This is a genomic window from Pedobacter montanisoli (genome assembly GCF_022809115.1).
Lineage (GTDB): Bacteria > Bacteroidota > Bacteroidia > Sphingobacteriales > Sphingobacteriaceae > Pedobacter > Pedobacter montanisoli.
The window spans coordinates 250,043-269,311 of record NZ_JALGBH010000001.1; the positions used below are offsets into that span (position 1 = coordinate 250,043).

Sequence of the window (19,269 nt, forward strand, 5' to 3'; positions counted from 1 at the left end):
TAAACTAAATGATATTAAAGGCTGAACATCTTATTAAAAAATACAAACAGCGTACAGTTGTAAACGACGTTTCTTTTGAAGTAAGCCAAGGCGAAATTGTAGGTTTATTAGGTCCTAACGGAGCAGGGAAAACCACTTCTTTTTATATGATTGTAGGTTTGATCAAACCCAATGAAGGTACCATTTTACTCGATGGACATGACATTACCAAAGATCCAATGTACAGACGTGCTCAAAAAGGCATCGGCTATCTTGCACAGGAAGCCAGTGTTTTCAGAAAACTTTCTGTTGAAGATAATATCATGGCTATTTTAGAAATGACCTACGATAATCATGAAGAAAGACGCGAAAAGCTTGAAGAACTTATTGCTGAATTTAGCCTGCATAAAGTACGCAAAAACAGAGGTGACCTTTTATCAGGTGGTGAGCGACGCCGTACAGAGATTGCCAGAGCTTTAGCTGCAAATCCTAATTTTATTTTATTAGATGAGCCCTTTGCGGGCGTTGACCCTATTGCAGTAGAAGAAATCCAAAGCATTGTAGCTAAGCTTAAGAACAAGAATATAGGCATCTTAATTACCGACCACAACGTACAGGAAACCTTATCTATCACAGACCGGGCTTATTTACTTTTTGAAGGAAAGATTCTTGAATCTGGTACTCCTGAAGTTTTAGCAGCCAATGAAATGGTTAGAAAAGTTTACCTGGGCTCTAATTTTGTTTTACGAAGAAAAAAACTGTAATCTACCATGGCTATAGTCAATTCCATTTTTACCTGGTATATGAAAAAGCGGATCCACCAGATCGAGCTTTTTAAGAAGTACCCTTTAGAAGTGCAGGATGAATGGCTTCATACACTGATCTCAAGCGCAGAGAATACAGAATGGGGTAAATTCTACGATTACAAATCTATACTTACGGCCGAACAGTTTAAAGAGCGTGTACCGCTACAAACTTACGATACCTTAAAACCTTATATAGAACGGATGCTAAAAGGCGAAGAGAATATTCTCTGGCCTTCAGAAATCAAGTGGTTCGCAAAATCATCGGGTACTACCAGCGACAGAAGCAAATTCATTCCGGTGTCTGAAGAAGCATTGGAAGAATGCCACTTTAAAGGTGGTAAAGATATGCTTTCCATTTATTGCAATAACCAACCCGATACGCAGGTTTTTACAGGTAAAGGGCTTGTATTAGGAGGTAGCCATCAGATCAATCAGCTTTGCCAGGATATACGTTATGGCGATCTCTCTGCTGTATTGATCAAGAACCTACCCATCTGGGCAGAGTATTACCGTACGCCCGATATGTCTATTGCACTCATGGACAACTATGAGGTCAAAATGGATAAAATGGCAGAGGCCACCATTAAAGAAAATGTAACCAGCATTTCTGGTGTACCTACCTGGACTATCGTCTTAGCTAAAAAAGTACTGGCCTTAACAGGCAAAAACAATCTGCTTGAAGTATGGCCTAATTTAGAAGTATATTTTCATGGTGCAGTAAATTTTGCGCCATATCGCGAGCAGTTTAAACAGCTTATCCCTTCACCAAATATGTATTATTTAGAAACTTATAATGCATCTGAAGGTTTCTTCGGCATACAAGACCAGCCTAATTCTGAGGAATTACTGCTTATGCTGGATTATGGGATTTACTATGAGTTTTTACCGCTTGATCGTATTGACGATGAGCAACCCAAAACATTATCACTAGAAGAAGTTGAGCTGTATAAAAATTATGCGGTTGTTATTTCTACCAATGCTGGTTTATGGCGTTATATGATAGGCGATACGATACAATTCACTTCCTTAGCTCCTCACCGCATTAAGATTACCGGCAGAACCAAACATTTTATCAATGCTTTTGGAGAAGAAGTGATTATTGACAATGCTGAAAATGCTTTAATTAAGGCCTGTGAGACTACACAAGCAAAAATAAGGGATTATACCGCCTGCCCTATTTATTTTCAGGGAGAAGAAGCCGGAGGGCATGAATGGATCATTGAATTTGAGCATCAACCGAACGACTTTGAAAAATTTATCGATGTATTAGATCAGACCTTACGTGAGGTTAATTCTGACTATGATGCCAAACGCTTTAAAGATATGGCTCTACGCAGACCTAAAGTGCATAATGCGCCAAACGGAACATTCTATAACTGGATGAAACAACGGGGCAAATTAGGAGGGCAGCACAAAGTACCACGCTTGGCTAACAGCAGAGAATACGTAGATGAAATCCTAAATCTAATCTGATTAATATAAAAATGGGGAGATTAATCTCCCCATTTCCATTCTCCAGCAATTTTTAAAGGCTCTTTTAGTTTATTCTTTTCTAAAAATTCTTTCAGGCTTTTATCATCAAAACGCTTAACAGGTATTACAGGTGTATTGGCTAAAGCATAAGTAAGCATAGCAGAATACCTCACTGTATTTTTCATTCCTTGTTCATCAACCAAATGAAATCCGTCTCCGTCAGAGTGATAGTATGGCCCAGAGTTATTGGGTAATCTGCCGCCTGCACCACCTCCCGTAGTTACACCTTCTAACATAAACGGCTGATGATCGCTATGCAATCCCGCGCCAACATTGAATAAATTTTTAAATCCTGTATCTATTTTAGCCACCTGTGCTCCCCAATTGGTAAATTGGTTTTTCATTTCATCACGTGTGGTACTAAATCCCTTTGGATCATTGGTCATATCATAATTAAGCATAAACCTGATCTGATCTAAACTTTTATTTTTCTTAGCAGCTTCAACATAGGCTTTTGAACCTAATAAGCCTTGTTCTTCGCCCATAAACATCACAAATTCTACCGTTCTCTTTGATTTTAAGCCTAACTTTTTAAATGTTCTTGCCATATCTAAAACAGAGAAAGAACCTATACCGTTATCAATCGCTCCGGTAGCCAGATCCCAGCTGTCTAAATGTCCGCCTACTACTATCTTTTCATTTGGTAAAGAAGTTCCCTTAATGGTGGCAATTACATTTCTTGCTTTAATTAAGCCTGAGAAATTGGTCATGTTAATACGTGCATACTGTGGTGCAGCTTTAACTTCATTTTTTAAGTTCATACCATCTTCAAGGCCAATACATACCGCTGGTATAGGAATAAGCTTTCCAGTAACAGAAGCTGTCCCTGTTAACAGAACACCACCTTTTACCTGGTTGATAATAATTACACCTACAGCACCATATTTGGTTGCAATAGCTGTTTTTTCAGATCGGTGCAATGAGGGTGTACCTTTAGGCGAGCCCGGAAGAACGCCCAAATATATCAGGGCTATTTTACCTTTAACTTTATCTTTTAAAGGCTCGTAATCTGCTTCTAAACCATTACCAACATCAATAATCTCGGCACTTACATTGGCTTCTACCGGTGAATGTGCCAGAGTTACAGCTTTAACCGTTTTTAAATTTGACAGGCTGTTTCCTATTTCAACTTTTAAGGTTTTTCTGTCCCAGCTTTCTACCTCAAAAGGTTGGTACTTTACGTCAAGTCCATAAGATTTCAATAGATTATAAGCATACTCTTCAGCTTTTTTACCATTGGCAGAGCCAGTTAAGCGATGTCCTATCTTATTTGTTGCATCCTTTAAATTCTGATAAGCCTGCGAGTTTTTTTGTACCTCGCTATTAATTTTTTCAAATGTGCTGCTAAAATTGTCCTGGGCGGCTACAGTTAAACCGGCACAAACCAAAGCAAGCGTTGCTAATCTTTTGAAATTCATAATTTGTCCATTTTTGTTCAATGAAGTTAAAACTTTTGTAATATACCTAAAGCATATCCCAATTTTTTTACAGAGTTTGTGGCGTAATTCTTCTTCTCCGGTTTTTATAGTATTTGATTCCAGCATAAATAAGAGCCGCTACAACAAAAAGCATCCACAGCTTGGTAAGTAATAAGATAAACTCCTTAAATATGATCCAGCCATCTACAATGTTCAACCACAATCTCGTAAAAAATCCCGGTTTAAAATCATATAGGTTATCATTAGCAATAACAGTAGCCTGAATAGTATTATCCTGATAAAAATTAAGGGTTATGGTGCTATATTTTACCCGATTATTGATATCCATGTTTCCAATTTTTTTATCAACCAAATCGTCTTTAATATAAAGTGAACTTTCTACATTATTTGATTTAGGTAAGGCAACTTTATTGATTTGCTTAACAGCTTCTTCCCTATTTTGTACTTTCATTTGATTAGCCAAATAAGAAATGCTCTGATCATCTATTTTTAACGATTGGCTATTTACAAACAAGGCCATTTTTGCTACTTCATTTGTAAAATCATCTAGTTTCTCTGCGGGAATTTTTGCTACCAGGTAAGCCTCTTTTCTATAAGCAGTGATTTCTTTCAGAGAATCTGCAGAAAGTTTGAATTTATCGGTACTTTGTATCGAACTGTTTATAGAAACTTCTGCAATAGCACCTCCCTCTGCTTTGATTTTGGTGCTTAACAGTTCTTTGGTCTGCTGTACATCTTTTACTCTGAAATTCATATCTGCCGTTTTAATAATTTTAGGCAGATCCGCTACTGCGGTGGTATCGGCAGTTATTTCAGCGGTTTGTGCATACTCTTTATTACTATTGCTGTTACATCCAAAAAAGATGAATAAAGCAGCAAGCAAATACATGTGGTTCTTTTTCATAAAATTAGGTTTTTATTACAGCTTAATGCTTTGATCATAAAAAGGTAACCCTAAAAGACAGACACATATAAAAAACAAAAGCCACGTTGTTCATTTCAACGTGGCTTAAATATTTTTTAAAAAAGGGTTATTTTGCGTTCAGAATTCTAAAAACAGCTTTGCATGCTAAGATTGTTCCAACTGCTAAAATGGCCCAAGAAATAATTGAAAGCATTCTTGAATCATAAGCGAAACGTAAGAAAACGCCAACAATACCAACAATTACACCAATTACAATATTTATATAAATACTTGATTGGTTTGCAGCTTCCATGCTGCTTTCTCTTTCTTTAGCATCCATGAGTTTTTATTTTGATTTTATGTTACAAAAATAGCATTTATTGGTAATTTACCTCATTTATTTTTAATAAGTTTTTAGCTTATCGAGACGTTGCTTAGCTTTTTCAGCATCAGTGAACTTACCTTCTTTGTAAAGCAACTTTTCCCAGTCGCCATACATCGGATTTGGCAGCACAATAAACTTTGTTCCAAACATTTTCTGGTGCAAATCAACCTGTTCCTTAGTGTCTTTACCTTCACGGTAAAAAACATTAGAAAAATCGCTCAGATTATCTCCGCAAAGCAATAAGATATTATATTTCTCTGCTATTTTCTGACGGCGTGGTTCTTTATCAGAGGTTTTATCTTTTAGCACAATATGTTCTTCATCTACAAAAGGGAAGCCTAATCTTTTAAGGTTTTCAATAGTGCCTTTTCTATCTGCTTCATCACGGTTGGTTACGTAAAAAGTTTCTACGTTTTTACTAGCTGCGAATTTTAAAAATGACAATGCTCCCGGTACAGTATCAGCCATAGCTTTCGAAGTCCAGGTTGTCCAATCTGCAGGTACGTAACTTACCCCATGCTGGATTTCATAACCTTGAAAACGAGAGTTATCAATAATAGTTTCATCTGCATCAACAATTACACAGTTAGGCTTACCATTTTGGTTTTCCCATAAAGCTTCTTTTAAAGACAATCTAGCAAAATTATAGGCCTGAAAAGCCAGAGCTCTATATTCGCCACTATATTGTTGCCATAGCACCGCATTAGTCCAATCTCTTTCTGGTCCAGCTTTCTGTGCAAAAAGCATTACGGGTGATAACAGCAATGCCAATACAAAAGATCTTATTCTCATCTCATTATTTTTTTTGCAAAGATAGATATTAAAAATGCAATTATTTTAGAAATGTACTGCTTGAGCGAGACACAAAAAAAGCCATCCCTTTTTAAGGATGGCTGTATATATTTGATGTAAACGGGAATTATCCGTTTAGTGCTGCTGCACCACTTACAATCTCTGTTAATTCAGTTGTAATAGCAGCCTGACGAGCCTGGTTATATGCCAGTTTTAATGATTTTAATAAATCACCAGCATTTTCAGTGGCTTTATCCATAGATGTCATACGTGCACCGTGCTCTGATGCATGAGAATCTAATACGGCTTTATATAACTGTATTTTGATTGATTTTGGAATTAACTGCTCCACGATTTCTTCTTGGCTCGGCTCCAAAATATAATCTACATTATTGGTTTTAACGTTTGCTGTTTCTTCTGTTTTTGGAAGAGGTAATAATTGTTCAGAAGTTAAAATTTGAACAGCAGCATTTTTAAACTTATTGTAAACTAATTCAACTCTGTCAAACTCGCCATCTTCAAAGCCTTTCATGATAGACTCTGTAATCTTGGTCACGTTTTCAAAAGTTAAAGCTGAATACACATCGTTATTATTGCCAATAACTTTATAGTTGCGTTTTTCGTAAAAATCCTGGGTCTTTTTACCAATAGAAACAATGCTAACATTTCCTTTTTTAAATTGCTCACTGTATTTTGTAGCTATTAAATTGTTAGCCGTTTTAATTACGTTCATATTGAAAGCCCCAGCCAAACCACGGTTTGAGGAGATCACAACAATTAAAACCTTATTAGGCTCACGCTCTTCAATAAAAGGTGAAGATGTGCCTTCTAAGCTTGCCGAAAGATTTCCTAAAATCTCTTTCAGTTTTGTTGCATACGGACGTAATTGAACAATAGCATTTGTAGCACGTTTTAACTTGGCAGCCGACACCATTTTCATAGCTTTGGTGATCTGCTGAGTTGATTGTACTGATGCTATACGGTTTCTTACTTCTTTTAAATTCGCCATTTGTTAGTATTTAGCAGTCAGTATTTAGTAATTAGACCAAAATCTAAATACTAAATACCAGCTACTTATAATCTAATTAATATTTACTTGAAATTTCTTTTGCTACAGTATCTAACACACCTGTAATTGCATCATCAAATTTACCTGCTTTTAATGCTGCTAAAGTGTCTGCATGACGTAGCTCTAAAGCCTGTAAATACTCTGCTTCAAATTCTTTAACTTTATTAATCGGTACATTACGCATTAGGTTTTTAGTACCTGCATAAACAATCGCAACTTGTTTCTCTACCGTAAATGGTGAGAATTGAGCTTGTTTCAACATTTCTACGTTACGAGCACCTTTATCTAATACCGATTTAGTAGCCGCATCTAAATCAGAACCGAATTTAGAGAAGGCCTCTAGCTCACGGTATTGTGCTTGGTCTAACTTTAAAGTACCAGCAACTTTTTTCATTGATTTGATTTGTGCGTTACCACCTACACGTGATACAGAGATACCTACGTTAATTGCCGGACGGATACCTGAGTTAAACAAGTTCGACTCTAAGAAAATCTGACCATCAGTAATTGAAATTACGTTAGTAGGGATATATGCAGAAACGTCACCAGCCTGAGTTTCGATAATTGGCAATGCAGTTAATGAACCGCCACCTTTAACGATACCTTTGATAGACTCTGGCAAGTCGTTCATGCTTTTAGCGATCTCATCGTTAGCATTGATTTTCGCAGCTCTTTCTAACAAACGACTGTGTAGATAGAACACATCACCTGGATAAGCTTCACGACCTGGAGGACGTTTCAATAATAAAGAAACCTCACGGTAAGCCACAGCTTGTTTAGACAAATCATCATAAACAATTAAAGCCGGACGTCCAGTATCACGGAAGAACTCACCAATAGCTGCACCCGCAAATGGAGCGTAGAACTGTAATGGAGCAGGTTCAGCAGCAGAAGCAGCCACAACAACAGTATAAGCCATTGCACCGTTTTCTTCTAAAGTACGTACAACGTTTGCTACTGTACTTGCTTTTTGACCACAAGCTACATAGATACAGAATACAGGGTTACCTGCTTCATAAAATTCTTTCTGGTTGATGATGGTATCGATACAAACCGCAGTTTTACCAATCTGACGGTCACCAATAACCAACTCACGTTGACCACGGCCAATTGGAATCATCGCATCGATAGCTTTGATACCAGTTTGTAGAGGTTCGTTTACCGGCTGACGATAGATTACCCCAGGTGCTTTACGCTCTAAAGGCATTTCGTAAGTTTCACCTAAAATTGGTCCTTTACCATCAATTGGCTCTCCAAGGGTGTTAACCACACGGCCTAACATACCTTCACCAACTTTAATCGAAGCAATTTTCTTAGTACGTTTTATGGTATCACCTTCTTTGATCTCGTCTGATGGGCCTAACAATACCACACCTACGTTATCTTCTTCAAGGTTTAACACGATACCTTGTAAACCGTTGGCAAACTCAACAAGCTCACCACTTTGTACTTTAGTTAAGCCATAAACACGTGCAATACCATCGCCTACCTGCAATACGGTACCCACTTCTTCAAGCTCAGCTTCTGATTTAAAGCCCGCCAATTGTTGTCTTATAATTGCCGAAACTTCGTCTGGTCTTACCTCTACCATAATTTTATTTATTGTTTTCTATTTGAAAATGTAAATCCTGTGTTTCTTTCTTTATTAATGTTTGCAGGCTTATGCTATACCTTGAGCAAACTCTTTTTTCAATTTATTTAAGCTGCTGGCAATAGAAGCATCAAATTGTCTGTCGCCAACTTTTAAAATAAAACCGCCGATAAGGTTAGTGTTAACTTTCTCTTTAATTACTACCTGTTTAGCATTTAATTCTTTTTTAACTAAAGCTGTAATTTCTTCTTTATTAGCTTCTGTTAATGTATTTGCCGATGTTACTTCAGCGGTAACAATGCCATTTAAAGCATTGTATTGTGCTATAAACTGTTTTGAAATAGCGAATAATAACTCTGAACGACCTTTGGTAATTACCAGATTAAAAAACGTTTGAGTTAAGGTATGTACTTTATCTTTCATTATACCTGATACAATACCTTGTTTTTTATCTAAAGGTACAATCGGGTTTTTTAAAATAGCTTCTAATTCACTATTCTCATCCACCACATGCTCAAAAAAAACCATATCGTTCTTTACCTCTTCTAAAGCATTTTGCTCTTTAGAAAGATCTATTAACGATTTTGCGTATCTGGCTGCTGCTTTACTTGACATATTTGTTAGTATTGAGATGTGAGACTGAAGAAATGAGAACGTTTCATCTCAAATCTGGTATCTCAAATCTAGTATCTCACTCTAGTTTAATTCAACGTCTTTTAACAAATTGTTAACCAACTCCTGTTGTTTGTTCTTATCATCTAACTGATTGCGCAACACACGCTCAGCAATATCTAATGACAATGAAGATACCTGACCTTTTAACTCGGCCAAAGCAGCTTTCTTCTGGTTTTCAATTTCAATACGGGCTTTTTCAATTAATTTAGCTCCCTCAGCCTGAGCCTGAGTTTTAGCCTCATTAATAATATTATCTTTTAATGACTTAGCTTCTTTCAAGATCAGGTCACGTTCTTCGCGAGCCTGTTTCATTAACTCTTCGTTTTGTGAAGTTAAACGGGCCATTTCCTGTTTAGCTAACTCAGCTTTGTTTAAAGCATCATCGATATTTTGTTCGCGATCATGAATAGCTTTCATGATAGGTTTCCAGGCAAATTTGCCTAATAAAAACACTAAAACAAGGAAAGCGATGGTATTCCAAACCAACAAACCAATTTCAGGAATCAATAAATCCATTGTATGTATATATATCTTTTAGTCTATAAACTTATTTAATAATTTTTAGCTTTAACAAGAACCTTAACGGCAACCCCGAAAAGGTTCTTGCTGAATTCTTTCTTTGATTATTTTGCGATCAAAGAAACTACTACCGCGAATAAAGCAACCGCCTCGATAAAAGCAGCAGCGATAAGCATAGCAGTTTGAATTTTTGAAGCGGCTTCTGGTTGACGAGCAATTGATTCCATTGCAGATCCACCAATTTTACCGATACCTAATCCAGCGCCAATTGCAGCTAAGCCTGCGCCGATTGCAGCTAATGTTCCAGTCATTTTGATTAATTTATATATGTAAGTTTAACAATACTGTTCTTTTTTTAAATATTAATGGTGTTCTTCTACCGCCATGCCTATAAACAAGGCTGATAATGTTGTAAAAATAAATGCTTGAATAAATGCCACCAAAAACTCGATCAAACCAATAAATACTGCAAAGAAAATTGAAGCAGGAGCTACAGCAATCGAATTAAAAATGAATATCAAGCACAATAAAGACATTACCAATATGTGACCAGCAGTAATATTGGCAAATAACCTGATTGCTAAAGCTATAGGCTTAGTAAATGTACCTATAAGCTCTAAAGGCGCTAAAAATATTTTCATTGGAACAGGAACTCCTGGCATCCAGAATATATGCTTCCAGTAATCTTTATTTCCTTTAAAAGTAGTAATCAAATATGTACAAGCAGCTAAAACCGCCGTCATAGCAATATTACCTGTTACGTTGGCACCTCCCGGAAAAAACGGAACCAAACCTAGCATATTGTTAAACCAGATAAAGAAGAATACGGTTAACAGATAAGGCATAAACTTAGTGTACTTATGTCCTAAGTTTGGTCTTGCAATATCATCACGTACAAATAATATGATCGGCTCCATAAAAGACTGTATTCCTTTAGGTGCTTTACCATTTCTTTTCTTATAACCTCTGGCTGCAGCTGTAAATAGGATTACCAACACAACTATAGATAACAGCATACTAAAAACATTCTTAGTAATAGAGAAATCTAACGGACGGGCATTGGTCACAACTTCATCACCCTTATCATTTAGTTCATGCGAAACAAAAGAACCGTGGGCATCAGCCGTTTCGTTAGCGTAATAAATTTTATTGTGCGCCATTGCAAAACGTTGGCCATTCTTCTCTACAGCAACTGTTCCGTCATCATTAAAATTAAATTCTTTTGAAGAAAAAGTAACCAACCCTTTATCGGTCCATAAAATTATAGGAAGATGTAAATGTATGCCATGTTCACCATGTCCAAACAAGGTAAAATAATGACTGTCGCTAATGTGATGAAAAATAAATGAGGTGATATCAAAACCTTTTTCCTCTTTTTTAGCTTCATGACTCGCAGCTTCATGATGTTGGGCATCATTTTCTACTGTTACTACCGTATCGGCAATTACGCTGTCAATAGGGGTTGCAGCCTGTGCTTTTGAAACAAAAAACGCTAAAAAAAGCGTAAACGCCACAATTACTTGTTTAACTCTTGACACAAAAACGGGGTTATAATACATTTACTCGCAGTTTTTTACTTTTAATTTTGGTGGCGCAAGTTACGCAACAAGCAGTACATTTCAAAGGCCGAAAACAATAAATATAAAGAAAAAAAATTTAATGCAAACCTCAGGTCAATTCCCTTGCCTTTTAAACTGAAAATCAGCACTAAAGCCATAGAAAAAATCATCTTGATACCAATAGAGCCTAAAATGGTCATTACGCCCATTTGCGGGTTACGTTTTATGCCTAAAAATGCAACAATATAAGCTATAAAAGTCAGGCCTCCCAAAAAGAAAAAAACAGGCCAGAAATCTGAAGTTAAAATTTCAGTTGCAGAACCAGATTGCTGAATAAGCAATGCTATTCCCGCCAAAATAATCGTGAATATTACAAACCAGAAAATAAATTGCTTAATGCTCAAAACTCTATTTTTTTTGCAAAGTTAATAAAGGCTCATCAAAGCTTCAGCTACTTATTTTTATTTAATGTTCTTACCACCTGATATAGTGAAGCTGCTACCCCTACAATACCCAGTACAGAAGTGTATATCAAAACCTTTTGTTGGGTATATTTATCTAACTGATAGCCTATAAACGCAAACAGACCTATGGTTGCCAGCATCTGAAAAGCCATGGCACTGTATTTAGCAAAACTGTTCATTCCTTTTGCTTCTTTCTCTTCTTTATCCTCTCCCATTTTGTGTTGTTTTAAAAATAAAAATCAAATATTAAGTTTATATTGTCGAATAAAATAATTTTGCAGATACTTTGTTATATATATATAAAATTAACAGGCTTTTGAAAAACATACACCATAACACTCCGGTTAAGTTAGTAATCTTTTGCTTATTACTAGGCTTATTTTGTGGTTGTTCTACTCAAAAAGATACGGTTGTTAACAGAAAGCTACAAAATTTATCAGCCCGTTATAATCTTATTTATAATTCTAATGTACTTCTTAACGACTATCTTGAACAGGTAACACAAACTACAAAGTATGATTTTGGTGAGCTGATCCCTATTTATTATGCTCCTCAACCTGCCGGATTAAACAATGAAATTAACAATAAGACATTAGATGAGATCGATGCCAAAGCCAGAACCATTATTGCAGAAAAAAACTTCAGCAATTACATAGATGATGCTTATCTGCTCTTGGGAAAAACCAATTTTTATACCGGCAAGTATTTTAATGCTACAGAATATTTCAATTATGTTGCCAATACCTATAAAAAACAACATCGTGTACGCTTAAACGCTTTATCGTGGCAAGCCCGCAGTTATATAGAATTAGGCAACTATGAAAAAGCCCTGCAAATTATAACTGCACTTCATAAAGAAACTGATTCGGTTAAAAATCAAAAATCGGATGCCTATGCCACACTAGCACAGATGAGCATTGTTACTCGAAATTCTAAAGACGCCATTAACTATCTGCAGTTAGCTTTAAAGCAGAAGCCTGATACAAAAGACAGAATAAGATGGTATTATGTTCTTGGACAGCTTTATGAAACAGAGAAAGACTATGGCAACAGCTTGGTTTATTACCATAAGGTTGAAAAAAGCAATGCGCCTTTTGAAATGTATTTCAATGCTAAGTTAAGCAAGATCCGTATTAACAGTTTTTTAGATCATAAAACATTTGACAGAAAAAAACAGCTTGCCACGCTCATTAAAGACGATAAAAACGCTGATTTTATTGACCAGATTTATTATGAAATTGCTGAAGACAGCTACAGTTCCGGCGATTATCAAAATGCTGAGCGCAGTTACAAATTATCAGTATTAAAAAGCAAAGGTAATGGTACACAAAAAGGTCTTTCTTATCTTAAAATAGCAGAGCTGAATTTTAATCAGTATAGAGACTATGTAAAGGCAAAATTGTATTATGACAGTGCGGTAAATGTTTTGCCGAAAACATCGCAGCAGTATATTACCACACTTAAAAAGAGAGATAACTTATCTTATCTTATCGATCGTTATGAGCTCATTGATCGTGAAGAACATTTACAGAAAATAGCCCTTTTACCAGAAGCAGACCGGGCAAATGCTTTAGCTTCTTACTTTGAAAGTAAAGAAACCGGATCTAACAATGCTTTTTCTTCTGCTCAGGCAGATAACAATGGAAATAGTGATATTATTGCACAAGCTAAGAACAGTAATTTCTATTTCAGCAACCCTACTGCTTTAAGCAAGGGGTTTAATGAATTTAAGCGTAAATGGGGCAACAGAAAACTGGAAGATAACTGGCGTCAGAGCATAAAACAGAATCAGCCGGTACAAAATCTGTCTGCACAGCAACCCCTTTCCGGTTCTCCAAATGCTCTAGATCCTGATGAAGCAGCTCCGGCTTTAAAAGCAAACGTAATCCAATCTACCCAATATCTCGATTCTTTACCCTTAACTACCCTGCAAAAAGAAAAGTCCAATCAGAAAATAATCGACGCTTACATTGGCATAGGTAATTTTTATCGTCAGGAGTTAAATGATAAACCAGAAGCAATTAAAGCTTTTGAAAGTTTGTTAAATCGTTTTCCTGTTAACAATAGGTTAGATGCTATTTATTATAGCCTGTACTTAGCCTACCAACCTGTAAACTTAGAAAGATCTAATTATTATAAGAATCTTGTTTTAAATAAGTTTCCAGCCTCTGCATATGCCAAAACTATTATAGATCCACAGTTTTCTGATAAACAATCGGCTTTAGAAAATGTGATCAAAACAGAATACACTAAGGTATTTAACGAGTTAAGCAATAAAAAGTATAAGGATGTAATTAGCAATGTAATTGCTATTAATAACCGTTTTCCGGGCAATAATTTTACACCTCAGTTTGAATATTTAAAAGCTATAGCCATTGGCCATACACAAAGCGTAGATAGTCTGCTGACTGCTTTTAATGCAATTGTAAAACGTTATGATAAGGACGCTTTAATCAAACCCTTAGTTGAAGATCATTTAATTTATATTAAAGCCAATTTAGCTTCCTATAAAAAAAGGCCAGTTGCTTTAACTGATTATGACCCGAACGAAATTCCTTTTATAACAAATACAACAACCGTAACGTCTGAAATACCTAAACAAGAAAATAATACAGCAATTGTTACTGAAGAAAAAAATGTTGCGGCTGTCACCCATAATGCGCCCCAGGCTCTTGAGAAAAAAGAACCTGTAGTACAAGCTAAACCAGTTGAAGAAAAAGCACCTGCTGTTGCTAACACATTTAAAGACAACCTGTTTAGCGATGGGGTTGCTACCGCTTATTTTTATGTAATCGCGGTAAATAGTACAGATTTTAATTTAAGTCCTTCACGCTTTGGCATTGGTCAGTTTAACCGCGGTAATTTTACAGGCGAAAACCTGAAACATCAGTTGAAAGAATTAGATGAAGATGAGCTGATCTTTGTGGGTGATTTTAAATCAGCAGCTGATGTTAAGACCTACGAGGAAACCATAAAAAAACAACTTGCCGTAATTATGAAGATTCCGGCAGCAAATTATACTACCTTTGTAATCAGCAAAGAGAATTTGCAGAAAATTACCAATCGTGATACCTTAAAGAGATATATTAATTACATTAATAACAATGGCTTATAATTACAATAGACCTAACAATAACGAAGTTCCAAAAGATATCATCAAAAAATACAATACAAGGATATGGTTAATTTTAGCCTGCGGAATTGTATTGTTCGGCTTATTTATTGTTCTGATCGGTGCCGGAGCTTTTGGCTCCATTCCTTCTTTCAGAGCTATTGAGCACCCTAAAAGCAATGAAGCCACAGAAGTTATTTCTGAAGATGGTAGGGTATTAGGCACGTACTTTGTAAAAAACAGATCAAATGTAACTTACAGTGAGATTTCTCCCAATGTTGTAAATGCTTTAATTGCAACCGAAGACATCAGGTTTAAATCACACTCAGGGATAGACTTTAAACGTACATTTACCATCTTTTTATATGCCATGATGGGTAAAAAACAAGGGGGAAGTACCATTACCCAACAGCTGGCCTTAAACCTTTTCTCTGAAGAGGGACGCCAAAAAAACTACTTTAAACGTATTATACAGAAGTTTCAGGAATGGGTAATAGCTGTAAAACTGGAACGCAATTACACCAAAGAAGAGATCATTACCATGTATCTCAACACGGTGGATTTCGGTAATAATGCTTATGGCATCAAATCGGCTGCACGGGTTTATTTTGATACTACGCCTGATAAACTTACTGTTCCACAGGCAGCTGTACTTATTGGTTTACAACGTGGTATTACCCGTTATTCACCTACCAAAAATCCTGAAAGGTCATTAAACAGACGTAATACCGTAATGGCACTAATGGCCAAATCAGACTTGCTAAGCGAACAGGATTTTGAAAAGTATAAAACCTTGCCTTTAGGTCTAAATTTTAATCCGGCAACAGTTAATGATGGTATTGCTCCTTATTTCAGAACGGTACTTAAAGCCGAGGTAAGGAAAATATTGGAAGAACGTTCTATCTATAAATCAGATGGCGTAACACCTTATGACTTAGATCGTGATGGTTTAAAGATCTATACCACCATTAATTACGACATGCAGGTATATGCTGAAGAAGCGCAAAAGGAATATATGAAAGTGCTTCAACAACAGTTTAGCAATAGCTGGAAGGGGAGAAATCCTTTTAAGGGCATGGATTTGCAAATAGATCAGGGCATTAAACGCTCAGACAGATATAAGTCTTTAAAACTTGAAGGTAAAACAGATGAAGAAATTACCCAAGATTTTAACACTCCTTCTAAACTGACCATTTTTACCTGGCATGGTAATATTGATACTTTAATGAAACCTATTGACTCTGTAAAGTATTATAAACTATTATTGCGTAATGCGATGATGGCCATGGACCCTAAAACCGGTTATATTAAAGCCTGGGTTGGTGGTATAAATTATGAACATTTCAAATATGACCAAGTTAAGATTGGCACAAGACAGGTAGGCTCTACAGGCAAACCCTTTACCTATGCTGTAGCCATTGAAAATGGTTATTCTCCTTGTTTGTCTGTTCCAAATGAGCCGGTTACTATTTCTAATCCGGGTAGTGCAGATTGGACACCCCGTAATTCGGGGACTCCTTTACCAGGCTCTATTACCTTGCAAAAAGCTTTAGCTTACTCACAAAACTACGTTACTGCATATCTCATGAAACAGGTGGGTCCTACTGCCGTAGTAAATGAAATTAAGAAAATGGGTATCACCAGCGATGTACCTGCAGTACCTTCTATATGTTTGGGAACATTTGATGCTTCTATATTTGATATGGTTGGTGCTTACAGCGTATTTGCTAATAAAGGTATCTGGACACAGCCCACCTATATTTTACGCATAGAAGATAAAAACGGGGTAGTATTATACGATAGCAAGCCTATCGTAAAAGTGGCTATGAATGAAGAAGTGGCTTTTGTAATGACACGTATGCTTCGCGGTGTAGTTACAGGTGGTACAGGTTCAAGATTAAGTTATAAATATGGTATAAATACGCCTGTTGGTGGTAAAACCGGAACCACGCAAAACAACTCTGATGGTTGGTTTATGGCCATAACACCCGACCTTGTGGCTGGCGTTTGGACTGGTTGCGAAGACAGAGCTTTCCATTTTACCAGTACAAGTTATGGAGAAGGTGCAAACTCTGCCCTGCCTATTTATGCTGGCTTCATGAAACGGGTTTACGCCGATCCTAAACTCAAGATAAGCAGGAGTGATTTTACACCACCTGCCGGCGGGGTGAATATCATTTACGATTGCGACAAATACCAACAGCAGGAACAAGGTACTACAGAGCTGGATAAGAAACTGGGATTTTAACTAAATAGAAAAAAACCTAGCTGTTAAGGTTTAAATTAACAAAGGTAGTTCCTATCGGGATGATTTTCTCTTCAATCCAGATTTGATGTTTATCAAATCTGGATATTTTATTTTTGGCAACGATATACGCTCTATGGCAACGAATAAAATCTGCTGTAGGCAAGAGTTCAACCAGATCGCTAATAGTTATTCGTGTGCTAACCAATTTATCAGTCAGTTGAATTTGAGTATAATTACCTGAGGCTTCAATATACAGAATATCATTAAGTATGATCTTTACATGCTCATAGCCATCTTTTACAAAAATGTAATCTGCTTTACTTTCTAATTTTTGGATCCTTAAACTATGTAACTCCTGCGCTTTATTGCAAGCTTTTAAAAAACGGGCAATAGAAAAAGGCTTCAGCAGATAATCAACCGCATCCAGCTCAAAACTTTGCACAGCATGTTCAGTATAAGCGGTGGTAAAAATTACCAAAGGTACTCTGTTTAAACTTTTTAAAAATTCAATCCCCGAAATATCAGGCATTTTAATATCTAAAAAGATCAAGTCAACAGGATGCTTTTGCAAGTAATTGATCGCCAGAAAAGCATTGCTAAAAGTTTCTCTTAACTCAACAAAAGGAACTTTATCGGTATGATGTTTAATTACATCTAATGCTACCGGCTCATCATCTATTGCTATCGCGATCATTTAATTTTTATTCAAAACCTCGGTAATTTGATCATATAACTTTTGCCCATTGCTTGGTCTAAAAGCTTTACTTATTATCAGTTTACCTTCTTTGTCAAAGATAAAATATTGCGGATAATATTCGGCTTTATCATTGGCATCGGCCAATAACTCTTTCCAAAAAGGTGCTATTTGTTCCCTATTTTTACGCAAATGAATTCCCGTAAGCTCATTCATTTTAATAAATTCTTTCCAATCCCCGTCTTTACTTTCTTCATCCATATCTAAATAAACAAATGCAACATCTTTATCCTTAAACTCATTTTTTAAAGCAGCATTATAGGGCAATTCTACTTTACAAGGACCGCACCAGGTGCCCCAAACATCTAAATAAACAACCTTACCCTTTAAAGTTTTTATTACGTCGTAAATAGATTTTACATTTCGATAATCTCTAAATACGACAATGTTTTCATTTTTTTCATTCTTGTTTAATATCGAATTGAGATTATTGATATATCCTTTTATCGTTTGCATTTGCTCATCATCTGGAAAGATTTTAAAATGAGCATTGGCCAAAAGCATTAAATGTTTTAAATCTTTATCGGCATGCAGATTAGTTAATTGCTGAAAATTATATTGTTTTACAATGCCCAAAGGCACATTGTTTAAAGCGCCAAGAAATCGCCAATAGTCTTTGCTATAAGTTTTCATCAGCATATTAGCACTATCCAGACTAATCCCGAAGTAAGGGATCAGTTCATTTGAGGGGATCTTTTCATTTCTTACTTTTACAAATGCTTTGATTTCTAAATAGCGTAAATAATGATCTATAAACGCATAATAATTTGGACCTGCATTTATCGGCTCAACCTTTACCTCTTTATTGTCAAAAATACTGATAACCAAACTATCGGCAGCAGCCTTTGGCAGATCAGTTTCGCTCACAAAATAATTTAAGTAATTGGTAGCTAATGCGTCTATTTCTATGGCTATATGCTTTTTATTGGCGGCCGAAATCTGAGGTTGATCAATCATTCTCAATTTTTTTTCCTGAATGGCATAAAAGGGTTTTATTACCTTCTCATTAATTTCAGTCAAAGACATTTTTTTAAATTTTTCAATTCCATCTGAGCTCATAAAGAATGGGATCTCATCAAAATTCACTTGTCTTAAAACCTGATTTTCAGCAAAAGCACTCCCCGAAATTATTTTAACAGTACTATCGCTAACAGCTATTTCTAAATTGCCTTTGGCACTTAGAAGTAAAGTATAAAATATACGATCATAGATTAAAGTAACGAGTTTTTTCTCTTTGATGGGAATAACAAAATCAAAAGAACCATTCTGAGCAACTGGTATTGTAATTGAATTATTTTTATGAAAACCAAAAACCAGGGGAATATTTACCTGCAATTCAGCCTTGCTTTTAGGGTTTATAATTTTACCACTTAGTTTAAATTGAGCTGTTGCCAATAAACTGCATAGATTTAATAAGCCCAATAAAAGTATCTTTTTCAT

General features: G+C 36.0%; 18 protein-coding genes. 4 read left to right on the plus strand and 14 right to left on the minus strand.

Annotated elements, in window-relative coordinates:
- Positions 1–8: 8 nt before the first annotated feature.
- Both lptB and MMF97_RS01110 read left to right on the plus strand, forming a co-directional pair.
- On the plus strand, positions 9–743 hold the full coding sequence (gene lptB, locus MMF97_RS01105; RefSeq protein ID WP_243357728.1) for an LPS export ABC transporter ATP-binding protein: 735 nt from the start codon (positions 9–11) through the stop codon (positions 741–743).
- Positions 744–749: 6 nt separating this feature from the next.
- Positions 750–2,258 (plus strand): GH3 auxin-responsive promoter family protein, encoded by a 1,509-nt coding sequence (locus MMF97_RS01110; RefSeq protein ID WP_243357730.1) that lies wholly within the window; start codon positions 750–752, stop codon positions 2,256–2,258.
- 20 nt (positions 2,259–2,278) lie between these two features.
- On the opposite strand, the gene MMF97_RS01115 is transcribed toward MMF97_RS01110, so the two are convergent.
- From MMF97_RS01115 to MMF97_RS01170, 12 genes are all read right to left on the minus strand, one after another.
- On the minus strand, positions 2,279–3,736 hold the full coding sequence (locus MMF97_RS01115; RefSeq protein WP_243357731.1) for a M20/M25/M40 family metallo-hydrolase: 1,458 nt from the start codon (positions 3,734–3,736) through the stop codon (positions 2,279–2,281).
- 67 nt (positions 3,737–3,803) lie between these two features.
- A complete protein-coding gene (locus tag MMF97_RS01120; protein WP_243357733.1) occupies positions 3,804–4,661 on the minus strand; it encodes a DUF4349 domain-containing protein in 858 nt (285 codons plus the stop codon).
- A 127-nt stretch (positions 4,662–4,788) separates the two neighbouring features.
- On the minus strand, positions 4,789–5,001 hold the full coding sequence (locus MMF97_RS01125; protein WP_243357735.1) for a hypothetical protein: 213 nt from the start codon (positions 4,999–5,001) through the stop codon (positions 4,789–4,791).
- 63 nt (positions 5,002–5,064) lie between these two features.
- Positions 5,065–5,838 carry a 5'-nucleotidase, lipoprotein e(P4) family gene (locus MMF97_RS01130; RefSeq protein ID WP_243357736.1) on the minus strand — a complete coding sequence of 258 codons (774 nt, stop codon included), beginning with the start codon at positions 5,836–5,838 and terminating at the stop codon, positions 5,065–5,067.
- A gap of 127 nt (positions 5,839–5,965) precedes the next feature.
- Positions 5,966–6,847 (minus strand): ATP synthase F1 subunit gamma, encoded by an 882-nt coding sequence (gene atpG / locus MMF97_RS01135; RefSeq protein ID WP_243357738.1) that lies wholly within the window; start codon positions 6,845–6,847, stop codon positions 5,966–5,968.
- A 76-nt stretch (positions 6,848–6,923) separates the two neighbouring features.
- Complete coding sequence (gene atpA, locus MMF97_RS01140; protein WP_243357740.1) at positions 6,924–8,498, minus strand: F0F1 ATP synthase subunit alpha; 1,575 nt, start codon at positions 8,496–8,498, stop codon at positions 6,924–6,926.
- A gap of 69 nt (positions 8,499–8,567) precedes the next feature.
- Complete coding sequence (gene atpH, locus MMF97_RS01145) at positions 8,568–9,113, minus strand: ATP synthase F1 subunit delta (RefSeq protein ID WP_243357741.1); 546 nt, start codon at positions 9,111–9,113, stop codon at positions 8,568–8,570.
- 81 nt (positions 9,114–9,194) lie between these two features.
- Positions 9,195–9,689: a F0F1 ATP synthase subunit B gene (locus tag MMF97_RS01150; RefSeq protein WP_243357743.1), complete on the minus strand. Its 495-nt coding sequence runs from the start codon at positions 9,687–9,689 to the stop codon at positions 9,195–9,197.
- A gap of 107 nt (positions 9,690–9,796) precedes the next feature.
- Entirely contained in the window at positions 9,797–10,003 is a 207-nt protein-coding gene (gene atpE, locus MMF97_RS01155) for an ATP synthase F0 subunit C (protein ID WP_010601523.1), read from the minus strand.
- A 51-nt stretch (positions 10,004–10,054) separates the two neighbouring features.
- A complete protein-coding gene (gene atpB, locus MMF97_RS01160; RefSeq protein WP_243357745.1) occupies positions 10,055–11,230 on the minus strand; it encodes a F0F1 ATP synthase subunit A in 1,176 nt (391 codons plus the stop codon).
- A gap of 41 nt (positions 11,231–11,271) precedes the next feature.
- Positions 11,272–11,655 (minus strand): hypothetical protein, encoded by a 384-nt coding sequence (locus MMF97_RS01165; protein WP_243357746.1) that lies wholly within the window; start codon positions 11,653–11,655, stop codon positions 11,272–11,274.
- Between the two features lie 47 nt (positions 11,656–11,702).
- Positions 11,703–11,930, minus strand: a complete 228-nt coding sequence (locus MMF97_RS01170) for an AtpZ/AtpI family protein (protein WP_243357749.1) — start codon at positions 11,928–11,930, stop codon at positions 11,703–11,705.
- Between the two features lie 101 nt (positions 11,931–12,031).
- Between MMF97_RS01170 and porW the strand changes: the two genes are divergently transcribed.
- Together porW and MMF97_RS01180 are read left to right on the plus strand one after the other, a co-directional pair.
- Positions 12,032–14,830 (plus strand): type IX secretion system periplasmic lipoprotein PorW/SprE, encoded by a 2,799-nt coding sequence (porW, locus tag MMF97_RS01175; RefSeq protein WP_243357752.1) that lies wholly within the window; start codon positions 12,032–12,034, stop codon positions 14,828–14,830.
- Entirely contained in the window at positions 14,820–17,075 is a 2,256-nt protein-coding gene (locus MMF97_RS01180; protein WP_243357755.1) for a transglycosylase domain-containing protein, read from the plus strand. The genes porW and MMF97_RS01180 overlap by 11 nt, the downstream gene beginning before the upstream one ends.
- Positions 17,076–17,091: 16 nt before the next feature.
- Here the strand turns inward: MMF97_RS01180 and MMF97_RS01185 are convergent, their stop codons facing one another.
- Both MMF97_RS01185 and MMF97_RS01190 read right to left on the minus strand, forming a co-directional pair.
- Positions 17,092–17,769, minus strand: coding sequence for a LytR/AlgR family response regulator transcription factor (locus MMF97_RS01185; protein WP_243357756.1), 678 nt, complete (start codon positions 17,767–17,769; stop codon positions 17,092–17,094).
- On the minus strand, positions 17,770–19,269 hold the full coding sequence (locus tag MMF97_RS01190; protein ID WP_243357758.1) for a TlpA family protein disulfide reductase: 1,500 nt from the start codon (positions 19,267–19,269) through the stop codon (positions 17,770–17,772).

Coding starts and splice junctions, on each gene's coding strand:
- lptB (WP_243357728.1), top strand. CDS start 9: ATGATATTAAAGGCTGAACATCTTATTAAAAAATACAAACAGCGTACA.
- MMF97_RS01110 (WP_243357730.1), top strand. CDS start 750: ATGGCTATAGTCAATTCCATTTTTACCTGGTATATGAAAAAGCGGATC.
- MMF97_RS01115 (WP_243357731.1), bottom strand. CDS start 3,736: ATGAATTTCAAAAGATTAGCAACGCTTGCTTTGGTTTGTGCCGGTTTA.
- MMF97_RS01120 (WP_243357733.1), bottom strand. CDS start 4,661: ATGAAAAAGAACCACATGTATTTGCTTGCTGCTTTATTCATCTTTTTT.
- MMF97_RS01125 (WP_243357735.1), bottom strand. CDS start 5,001: ATGGATGCTAAAGAAAGAGAAAGCAGCATGGAAGCTGCAAACCAATCA.
- MMF97_RS01130 (WP_243357736.1), bottom strand. CDS start 5,838: ATGAGAATAAGATCTTTTGTATTGGCATTGCTGTTATCACCCGTAATG.
- atpG (WP_243357738.1), bottom strand. CDS start 6,847: ATGGCGAATTTAAAAGAAGTAAGAAACCGTATAGCATCAGTACAATCA.
- atpA (WP_243357740.1), bottom strand. CDS start 8,498: ATGGTAGAGGTAAGACCAGACGAAGTTTCGGCAATTATAAGACAACAA.
- atpH (WP_243357741.1), bottom strand. CDS start 9,113: ATGTCAAGTAAAGCAGCAGCCAGATACGCAAAATCGTTAATAGATCTT.
- MMF97_RS01150 (WP_243357743.1), bottom strand. CDS start 9,689: ATGGATTTATTGATTCCTGAAATTGGTTTGTTGGTTTGGAATACCATC.
- atpE (WP_010601523.1), bottom strand. CDS start 10,003: ATGACTGGAACATTAGCTGCAATCGGCGCAGGCTTAGCTGCAATTGGC.
- MMF97_RS01170 (WP_243357749.1), bottom strand. CDS start 11,930: ATGGGAGAGGATAAAGAAGAGAAAGAAGCAAAAGGAATGAACAGTTTT.
- MMF97_RS01180 (WP_243357755.1), top strand. CDS start 14,820: ATGGCTTATAATTACAATAGACCTAACAATAACGAAGTTCCAAAAGAT.
- MMF97_RS01185 (WP_243357756.1), bottom strand. CDS start 17,769: ATGATCGCGATAGCAATAGATGATGAGCCGGTAGCATTAGATGTAATT.
- MMF97_RS01190 (WP_243357758.1), bottom strand. CDS start 19,269: ATGAAAAAGATACTTTTATTGGGCTTATTAAATCTATGCAGTTTATTG.